Here is a 7,404-nt window from a genome sequence, read left to right on the forward strand (position 1 = left end):
ATGATACATAATATTGTTTTATCAACAATAAATAAGACGATGGATTTATAGCATCGTCAATTAATTATAAAATTGTGACTTTGTTTTATAATATATTTAAATCTTTTAGATTTAAGTTTTTATCATCTTTCAATAATGAATATAATAACTTGGTAAAATCACTCATAGCCTGTTTATCTTTTAACAATAATGAGGCAGCTTGTTGATGAGATATAAATGCTGTAAAAACAGCATTCTTTACAGAGGTTTGTAAATTACCTTTTAATGCTGTCTCTTCGCTATTATTTTTAATTTGAGCCATTACAACACTATCTTTACGCACAATAGAGATTAAATGGTTGATAAAAATAATATGCTCTGCGCTTGTTGATATATCTCCAAAAATAGCAGAAATTTTATCTATAATTTCTTTCAGGTATATCAGATTTGAAGGTTGCTTTTCTTTATTGTTATTCGATATGATCGGCACCAATGGTGAAGATTGATCTTTTTCATCTTCCGTAGGATCTTCTTTTGTATTTTTAAAAATACCATACCCTGTTAACACTAATCCTGAGATATCAACCTCTTGCACTCCAAGACCATTTAAACGTTTAGCAACTAATTTACTAAAGGCTGCAAAGTTTTCTAATGCAGGATCACCAAAATCAATTAACTGAGCAACGTAAGTATAAATACGTCCAAATTTACCTAAGTTACTTTTGAAATCTGTTAACTTTTGCAACTCTACATCTAATGATTTTCGTTCGAACTCCGCTTTATCAGCACTATCCTTATTGCCCTCTTTAACAGCATTGTCAAACTCATCCCTTAAAAAAGCTATATCTTCTTTAAGTTTTTTCAGTCTTTCATTATATAAACGTACAATATGATCTGTCGATTTAAATAAATCAGGATGTTTAATGGCAGAAAAATTATTGTTATTAATATCTTTTATTGTTTTAAACCGTGCAATTTTAAATTTTTCTAGATCGTCTTTGGTATAAAGATTAACCTCATCCAAGTGATCCTTAATTGTGTAAACAATATTTGGATCTTGGATATTAAGTATTTCTGCCCCACTATCATATTTTTTAAAACACTTTTCTATCCACTCAGCATCATTAACAAAATCTATGATATAGATTTGATCCTTACCTGTTGTTGTGCGATTTAAACGGGATAAAGTCTGAACCACCTCAACTTCATTTGCAATTTTCTTATCAAGATACATGGCACAGAGTTTTGGTTGATCAAAGCCTGTTTGAAATTTATTTGCAACAACCATCAAGCGATATTCAGGACGATCAAAAGTAACTCTTAAATCTGAATTAGGAATATTGAGATTCATACTTGCTTCTGTAAATTCTGCATCTTCCCCTATATTAAAAATTTCTCCACCTTGCACTTCCCCATCATCATCATGACTAATTTGCTTTCCTGTTAAACTACCAGAAAACGCAACCAACACATGATATTGACTATATTCTGGATTATCTTGGATATATTTATCTAAAGCGAGTTTATACCGTGCTGCTGCTGGGCGTGAGCTTGTCACAATCATTGCTTTTGCTTGCCCATTTAATAGATTTGCAACATTATTATGAAAATGTTCAATGATAAATTTTACTTTTTGCGTTACATTCGTCGCATGTAAGCTCATCCATTTTGCAAGGGCTTTTTTTGCAGCTTTACTATCAATACGTTTATCATCATCAATAGCATCCCCTCCTAGTCGATATGCTGTTTGATAAGAAACATATCCTTTTAGTACGTCTAAGATAAACCCTTCTTCAATGGCTTGACGCTGTGTATATAAATGAAATGATTGAGGAAGATTTGTGTCTGTTGCAGGCTGACCATTTATAGTACGACCAAATAACATTTTGGTAGAATGTTTGGGAGTTGCTGTAAATGCAAAATGACTAATAGATTTAGATTGCACTCTGGATTGTTGGATTTTCTCTAATAATTCTTCAATCGTTAAAGATTCCATATCCTTTTCAGATTTAAGGGCAAGCGTTGCTTGTAATTTTGATGCGGTTGCCCCTGTTTGTGAGGTATGCGCTTCATCAATCACAATGCCATAGTTACGATCACTCAAACTTGTGTTTGTTAAAATGGCTTCCATAACATGGGGAAAAGTTTGGATAGTAACAATAATAATCGGTTTATCAGATAATAACGCTTCTTCAAGCTGTTTGCTTTTAGACTTTCCTGCCTGTTCTTTACTGTCTCGATTAATTGCTGCAATTAAGCCCTGTTGATGGTCAATTTGTTGAATAGCCTCTTGTAATTGATTATCAAGAACTGTTCTATCAGTAACAACAATCACTGAATTATAAAAAGGGGTTCCATTCTTTTCACGTAAACGAATAAGCGAATGACATAACCAAGATATTGTTGAAGTTTTCCCAGAACCTGCACTATGCTCACATAAATAGTTTAATCCAACACCATTTTGTTTAACATCAGCAATTATTTTATTGACCGCATCAAACTGATGATAACGAGGAAAAATTAACCGTTCCTGCTTTTTCCAATTATTAAATAAATCAACTTTATTCTTCGTTTCAATGTAAACAAAATGATGAAATATACTTAACCAATAGTCCCTTTTGAGAATATAATCCCAGAAATAAGCGATGGGATAATCTTCACCTTTATCCGTCTCTGCTGGTTGGTTCCCTGCATGACCATGATTACCTCTATTAAAAGGTAAGAAAAATGTGCTTTCTCCACATAATTCTGTGGTCATAAAGATTAAAGATTCCGTTAAAGCAAAATGAACAATTGCGCCGCGTCCTTTGGTAAGTAATGGTTCTTTACGTTTTGTTTTGGGATCAATAGGCTGACGATCATTCTTGTACTGCCAAATCGCATCCTCTATGGTTTGATTAAACTCTGTTTTAATCTCAACCGTTGCCATTGGTAAGCCGTTAATAAAGAAAACAAGATCTATAATTCCTGAATCTTTTGAGGGATGGTATTTTAACTGTGGCACAACCCGCAAAATATTGGCCTGGTATTTATCAATTACGGTTTGGTTACGCTGATCCTCAGGGGCACTTTCGCTGATGTCAATGGTTCCTGCCCCTGCAATCTTAAATCCCTCACGAAAGACTTTCATTGTGCCTTTTGCATTTAACTCTGTATCCAAACGATCTAAAATGACCTTTTCAGTATTTACACCATTTAAGTCAGATAGTTTTTGCCATTTTTGGGGTTGGCTTGCTTTGATCCATGCAAATAAATCCTCTGGATAAAGTGCATACTCCATATGATAGTGATTGCTTTTACCAACAACCCAACCATTCGCTTCAAGCTTATTGACAATATAGTTTTCAAGGTTTTTTTCGTAATGATCTTGATCTGATAAAATACTCATGCTCCCAACTCCCTTACATCAATCTTACCTGTTACCGCATGAGAAATAACTGAAGCACGATATTCCTTTAGTTTCTTAATTAACAGGTTTTGTTTTGAAATGAGATTGTCAAATCTTAGATCCTCTTTTTCAAGGAAATTTAGAATTTCTTGTTGCTCATTTAATGATGGAAAAGGTAATCGCATATTACCAATTTGAGAGAAGTTTAAACCCTCTCTACCAGCACCTGTTTGTGAATAAAAAATTTGTGATTGTGCAGAGTTAGACTTCATAAATACTGAAATCCATTTAGAATATTTTTCTTTTGATGCTCGAATAATACAAACATGCTGATTTACATTAGCTTCACCAATCTCACAATCAACTAAGCACGTTCTACCAATTGAACCACCTGTTATATTTAATAAAACATCATTTTTTTTGACAGCAGAGCTTTTCATTGAAGCATGAATTTCATGTGAGATGAATGACACATCATCTAAATGTAAGCCATTGTTATAGATATTTTGACTTCTTAAAAATATAATGCCTTCATCCGTATAAACTTCTGCTCCACCTAAAGGGGTTTTACCGCTTGAAATTTTCTTTGTAATATACTTTATATAAGTAATGTCCCAATGCGCAGGCACTTCTCCTAGCCACTCTATACCACTATTTTTCATGGGTGCATTAGGATCTAACCCTTTAGTCACGGCATGAGAAATAACAGATTTACGCTGTTCTTCCAATAGATCAATTAACTTCTCTTGCTTGGCAATCAGGGCATCAATCTTGGCTGTTTCTAGGTTAAGGTAAGAAACTATTCTTTCTTGCTCTTTAAAGTTTGGATATGAAAAAACAAACCTTTCAAATACATTTTGATATAAATGAAGTATTGTAGATCCTGTAGTATTCATTACAAAAAAAATATTAAAGGCATTACTGTTTAAGACCCAATACATAAATTCTGTTGAATAATATTTTTCAGGCCTTATTAAAAAAATTCCACTATTCAAACATGCTGATTTATTAAGATTTTTTACTATTGCTAATTTCCCAATAGTTCCATCTTTTGTCATTAGTAAATCCCCATTTTTTAATTGAATATAAGGATCATCTTCATAACGACTTTCATTTATTTGATAACAACTAGACCAATTTACATATTTTTGTTTAAAATCTGTACCTGTTACTAGATACGCAAAAGAATTAACCTCAAATTCATTAGAAGTTAATCCTTTCCAACCAACACGTCCTTTTAAATATGTGCTTCTTTTAATATTAGATATTTTCCAATGCTCAGGCACTTCGCCCAACCATTCGACACCACTATCTTTATATTTTGGATAGGCTTTGAATTGTGCCATTAAATCTCTCCCAACAGTTTTGCCACTTCTGTCGAAAGCTCTTTAATTTCAACCATAATGTCATTGGGATGTCTTGGTTGTTCAAACACATAGAAATAACGATTAAAGTTGATTTCATAACCCACTACGCCCACTTGGTTATCCTTGCTATCAATATAGCTTGTATCAATCACAGCATCAGGTGCATGGGGTAACACTTCTTTTTCCATATAGGCTTGGATATCTTGTTTTAATGGAATGTTTTCATAATCTGTTAAATCATTATCCATCTGCAAGACATTATTAATTTCCACTATCTCAGCCTCAGGATTTTTTACACAAAAAGCAGCAATCAAAGCGTTTTTAAGCCCTTTATTGACTTTCTTGACGGGAATCTTCTTTAAAAACTCATTCTCAAACCAAAGGTAATCTTTGTTGTGACCCAATTGTTGTTCAATATAAGCGGAAAGTTGTTTTTGATCCTCATCAGAAAGTTTTCCGTAATTTTTACTTTCTTTAAATAATGCAAGTTTTTCCTTATCAAATTGTAAATCAATACGTAAGGGTCTTAGAACCTTGACCTTACGATACCCAAAATCCGTATAATCAAAAATCTTGCTGACAGGACTTTCTTCAAAGTCAGCATAAATCCTTGTAATGTCATCAATTGCATTTTGATCAATAAATTTATTCTTATTCCCCTCATTCTTACGCATAGAAGCCCCCATATTGGTGGCATCAATCAGTTGAACTTTTCCTTTACGCTGTTCAGATTTACGGTTTGAAATTAACCAAATATAGGTGCCAATTCCTGTTCTAAAGAAAATATTCGTAGGCAAGGCAATGATTGCTTCTAATAAATCATTCTCTAAAATAAAGCGTCTTATTTCTGATTCACCAGAACCTGCACCCCCATTAAATAAAGGTGACCCAGATAAAACAATTGCCCCTCTTCCCCCACCATTATTGGGTAACTCCAACTTAGAAATAAGGTTTTGTAGGAATAGCATCGAACCATCGCTGATTTTAGGTAATCCTGCACCAAAACGACCTAATAACCCTTTTTCATCATGTTCTTGTTGAACAAGATTGGCATCTTTTGCCCAGCTCATTCCAAAAGGAGGGTTAGAACATTGATAATGAAAATGCTGTCCCGAGAATTGATCGTTACTTAACGTGCTTCCTAATTTAATGTTTTTTGACAGGTCACGACTGGGATCAGTCTCAAGTTTTTTTAATAACATTGATCCAAGTGCCACAGCATGGGTTTCTGGTTGTATCTCTTGACCATAAGGAATTAATACAGGAGCAACCTCATAACGATCCTTATAACCTTCTACATAATTCATCATATCTGTTAAAAACCCACCTGTTCCACAGGTTTGGTCGTAAATAGTGCGAATTAATCCCTGTTTTTGCTCAAACAATTCATTGTCAGGATCCAACAGTAACGTTGCTGCTAGATGGACAATATCACGAGGGGTCATAAAATCTTCTGACCCAGTTCCGACTTCGGCACCAAATCTTGCGATTAAATGTTCGTAGACATTACTCATCGTGCGATCAGAAACAACATTTGGATGCAAGTCTATTGCCGCGAAATTATTGCAAATACGAAAGAGTAAATTTTGTTTTGATAGTTTATTAATGGTTGTTGAAAAATCAAATTGTTCAAAGATGATACGAACATTATCAGAGAATTTAGCAATATAATCCTCCAGATTGGCTTTAGTATTGGTTCCCCCCAAATTAGAAAGATTATAATTAGAAAGATTAAAAAATGGATTGCCACTGACATTTGTTAAAATATCATCCATATTTAACCCTTGATCTTTAAATTGGTCATAACTGTTAAGAACAGCGTCTTTTGTGGGTTCTAAAACACATTCTAACCGTCTTAATACGGTTAATGGTAAAATGATCCTTCCAAACTCTGTGTGAGAGAAATCTCCCCAAAGATCATCAGCATTTTTCCAGATAAAACTTGCTAATGTCGTATCAGAACCATTTTGTATAGAAGACATTTTTATAACCATATATAATGAAAATTAATTTTGTGTTTAAAATATTAACTTATTAAGAATATTGTAATTTAATTTATCCGTTTGGAATAATCATATACAGTTTTCTACAGTTAAACCTTTTACTCTTTTAAACTCTTTCACATTATTGGTAACCAACATTACGTTCAATGCTAGAGCATGAGCAGCAATTAACATATCCAAACTCACGATAATTTTTCCTTTTGATTCTAACTGATGTCTTAATTCGGCGTAATATCCAATAAATTGCTCATCATAAGGAAATATCTCTAAAGGTACTAAAAACTTATTAAAAGCCTGTTTATTTCTTTGTGATCCAGATTTCTCAACACCAAAAGCTAGCTCTGAAGCCGTAATACTGGAAATTCCAAACTGTCCTAATTGAAACTGCCTAAACTTCTCAAAGACATAAGGTGGCTTATTATTAATAATAATATAAATACAAATATTGGTATCTAGTAAATAAATCACTTTAAATCCTCACAAGTTTGATCTTCTTAAGGTTCTCTTATTAATTGGAAATTCCTTTCAAACTCATTGACAGCTTCCTGCATTAATAGCCACGGATTATATTTGGTGATAACAATACACCATTTCCAAATGCTTTTACGATGACTTCATCTTCATTAAACCGGAATTCTTCAGACAGTCTAACAGCTTGACTTCTTCC

At 33.3% G+C, this 7,404-nt stretch carries 4 protein-coding genes; all 4 read right to left on the minus strand.

The annotated features are described in order from the left end of the window. Nucleotides 1-85: 85 nt before the first annotated feature. The 4 genes from U0839_RS07855 to vapC all read right to left on the minus strand — a co-directional run bounded on the left by U0839_RS07855 (nucleotide 86) and on the right by vapC (nucleotide 7,205). Nucleotides 86-3,367, minus strand: a complete 3,282-nt coding sequence (locus U0839_RS07855) for a type I restriction endonuclease subunit R (RefSeq protein ID WP_413550422.1) — start codon at nucleotides 3,365-3,367, stop codon at nucleotides 86-88. Then, complete coding sequence (locus U0839_RS07860) at nucleotides 3,364-4,713, minus strand: restriction endonuclease subunit S (protein ID WP_413550423.1); 1,350 nt, start codon at nucleotides 4,711-4,713, stop codon at nucleotides 3,364-3,366. Before U0839_RS07860 ends, U0839_RS07855 begins: the two co-directional genes overlap by 4 nt. Next, nucleotides 4,713-6,716: a type I restriction-modification system subunit M gene (locus U0839_RS07865; protein WP_413550424.1), complete on the minus strand. Its 2,004-nt coding sequence runs from the start codon at nucleotides 6,714-6,716 to the stop codon at nucleotides 4,713-4,715. The genes U0839_RS07860 and U0839_RS07865 overlap by 1 nt, the downstream gene beginning before the upstream one ends. A gap of 90 nt (nucleotides 6,717-6,806) precedes the next feature. After that, complete coding sequence (gene vapC, locus U0839_RS07870; RefSeq protein ID WP_413550426.1) at nucleotides 6,807-7,205, minus strand: type II toxin-antitoxin system tRNA(fMet)-specific endonuclease VapC; 399 nt, start codon at nucleotides 7,203-7,205, stop codon at nucleotides 6,807-6,809. Nucleotides 7,206-7,404: the final 199 nt, after the last annotated feature.

Origin of the sequence: Commensalibacter sp. A3DC (assembly GCF_047307945.1) — a bacterium.
Classification (GTDB): domain Bacteria; phylum Pseudomonadota; class Alphaproteobacteria; order Acetobacterales; family Acetobacteraceae; genus Commensalibacter; species Commensalibacter melissae.